Annotated in this window: 2 tRNA genes and 2 rRNA genes (1 of these 4 only partly in view); all 4 read right to left on the reverse strand. The window is 47.8% G+C overall.

Annotated elements, in window-relative coordinates:
• Positions 1-1491, reverse strand: a 23S ribosomal RNA gene (locus HQK88_17130) (its annotated part extends 539 nt beyond the left edge of the window); the annotation flags it as partial.
• A gap of 160 nt (positions 1492-1651) precedes the next feature.
• A tRNA-Ala gene (locus HQK88_17135) sits at positions 1652-1728 on the reverse strand.
• Between the two features lie 22 nt (positions 1729-1750).
• Positions 1751-1827 (reverse strand) — tRNA-Ile (locus HQK88_17140).
• Between the two features lie 222 nt (positions 1828-2049).
• Positions 2050-2837: ribosomal RNA gene (locus HQK88_17145) — 16S ribosomal RNA — on the reverse strand; the annotation flags it as partial.

Genomic DNA, 2837 nt, shown 5'->3' on the forward strand with positions numbered 1-2837 from the left:
ACATAATTGATAACGCGTTACAAGTGGTGCAGGAATATTGAACCTGCTGTCCATCACCTACGTCTACCCGACCTCGGCTTAGGATCGACTAACCCTGGGCGGATTAACCTTCCCCAGGAAACCTTAGATTTTCGATGCTATAGTTTCTCGCTATAGTTTTCGCTACTTATACCAACAGTATCACTAGTGTCTACTCCAGCGCTCCTTACGGTACGCCTTCAACGCATGACACTACGCTCCCCTACCACTCTCGCCTTGCGGCGGAATCCACTGCTTCGGTTACATGCTTGAGCCCCGATCATTTTCGGCGCAAGACCACTCGACCAGTGAGCTATTACGCACTCTTTAAATGATGGCTGCCTCTAAGCCAACATCCTGGCTGTTTATGTGATCTCACTTCCTTTACCACTTAGTCTATATTTGGGACCTTAGTTGATGGTCTGGGCTGTTTCCCTCTCGAGCAAGAAGCTTAGCCCTCTTGCTCTGACTTCCGAGATAAAATAAACAGTATTCGGAGTTTGGTTAGATTTGGCAGCCCGGTAAGGCCCCTAGTCTATTCAGTAACTCTACCCCTGTTTATTAATTCCTCGAAGCTAGTCCTAGAACTATTTCGGGGAGAACCAGCAATTGCCACGTTTGACTAGCCTTTCACTCCGATCCACAGCTCATCGCGAATCTTTTCAACGATAATGCGTTCGGTCCTCCACTTATCTTTCGATAAGCTTCAACCTGGCCATGGATAGATCACGTGGTTTCGGGTCTATTATGTGCTACTTATTGTCGCCCTATTCAGACTCGGTTTCCCTACGCCTACACTCCAGAGGAGCTTAAGCTTGCAACACATAATAACTCGTTGGTCCATTATGCAAAAGGTACGCCGTCAGCCGTTTTCTCCTCTTACGAGAAGAACATAGGCCTCCGACAGCTTGTAGGTTTATTATTTCAGGTTCTATTTCACTCCCCTCCCGGGGTTCTTTTCAACTTTCCCTCACGGTACTTGTCCACTTTCGGTCAGATTGAGTATTTAGGCTTAGCCCATGGTCGGGCCAGATTCCTGCCAGATTTCCCGTGCCCGGCAGTACTTGGGATACCTCTAGGGTGCTTTGGAATTTCGCATACCTGGCTCTCACAGTCTATGGCGTGTTTTTTCAAACACTTCTGCTATTCCATCACAATCCCACATTAAGGTCCCGCAACCCCGACAAGCATGCTTGTCGGTTTAGCCTGTTCTCTCTTCGCTCGCCGCTACTAAGAGAATCCCATTCGGTTTCTTTTCCTCAGGTTACTTAGATGTTTCAGTTCACCTGGTATAGCTTTTCATACCTATGTATTCAGTATGAGATCATCAGAGATGAATCTGATGGGGTTGCCCCATTCGGAGATCCCCGGATCAAAGCCAATTGCGGCTCCCCGGGGCTTATCGCAGCTTTCCACGTCCTTCATCGCCTTAATCTGCCAAGTCATTCATTATAAACCCTTTGTAGCTTGATCAAAAACGTTTCTTAATCAGGGCGAGAAGCCCGATTAAGATAAAACTACTCGGCAATATGTATTACCCTATATTTCATAGTTGTCAAAGAGCTTCGACCCCAAGCAGCTATGCTGCCTGAGGAAAAAGTTTACTCAAATCTATTGTCCTTGAATTCAAATCTGGTGGAGCCGAGGAGGATTGAACTCCTGACCCCCTGCTTGCAAAGCAGGTGCTCTCCCAAACTGAGCTACGGCCCCATAAAAATTAACTGGGGCTATATGGTGGGCCCGAGGGGGATCGAACCACTGACCTCGTCCTTATCAGGGACGCGCTCTAACCAACTGAGCTACGGGCCCAAAGTCAGTGGTAGGAATTGGAAGAAACCGGGACAGATTGACTTATTGACTTAGCAAAAATAAGCCAATGTGTCCCGGTTTTTTATCAATTCTACCTTACAAAAATATAAAAAAAGCCAAGTCTTTCGAAGAGAAGATCATAACTTGATTTAATCCTCTCAAAGAAGGACTTTGTTTCATTTACAACTACAACTGGATTTTTTCTACCCTATTATAGAATAGAAAGGAGGTGATCCAGCCGCACGTTCCCGTACGGCTACCTTGTTACGACTTAGCGCCAGTCACGAGTTTTACCTTCGGCCTGCCTACACAGGACTTCGGGTACTCCTCGCTCCCATCGCTTGACGGGCGGTGTGTACAAGGCCCGGGAACGTATTCACGGCAGCGTGCTGATCTGCCATTACTAGCGATTCCGGCTTCATGGAGTCGAATTGCAGACTCCAATCTGAACTGAGGATAAATTTAAGAGATTAGCTCCCCCTCGCGGGTTGGCAACCCTCTGTCTTACCCATTGTAACACGTGTGTCGCCCAGGGCATAAAGGCCGTACTGACTTGACGTCATCTCCACCTTCCTCCTGGTTATCCCAGGCAGTCTCCTTAGAGTGCTTCACATCTAGCAAGCTAGATGTAAGTGGCAACAAAGGATAATGGTTGCGCTCGTTGCGGGACTTAACCCAACATCTCACGACACGAGCTGACGACAGCCATGCAGCACCTGTAATAGCTCCTGACTTGACAGGTCGTTCCACTTTCATTTCACTACTTCTATTATGTCAAGCCCTGGTGAGGTTTTTCGCGTAGCTTCGAATTAAACCACATGTTCCACCGCTTGTGCGGGCCCCCGTCAATTCCTTTGAGTTTTAGCCTTGCGACCGTAGTCCCCAGGTGGAGCACTTAATGCGTTAGCTGCGACACCGACCCCTAAAGGGACCGACATCTAGTGCTCATCGTTTACGGCTAGGACTACCAGAGTATCTAATTCTGTTTGCTCCCCTAGCTTTCGCAATTT

It is taken from the genome of Nitrospirota bacterium (assembly GCA_015233895.1).
In the GTDB taxonomy this organism is placed as follows: Bacteria; Nitrospirota; Thermodesulfovibrionia; order Thermodesulfovibrionales; family Magnetobacteriaceae; genus Magnetomonas.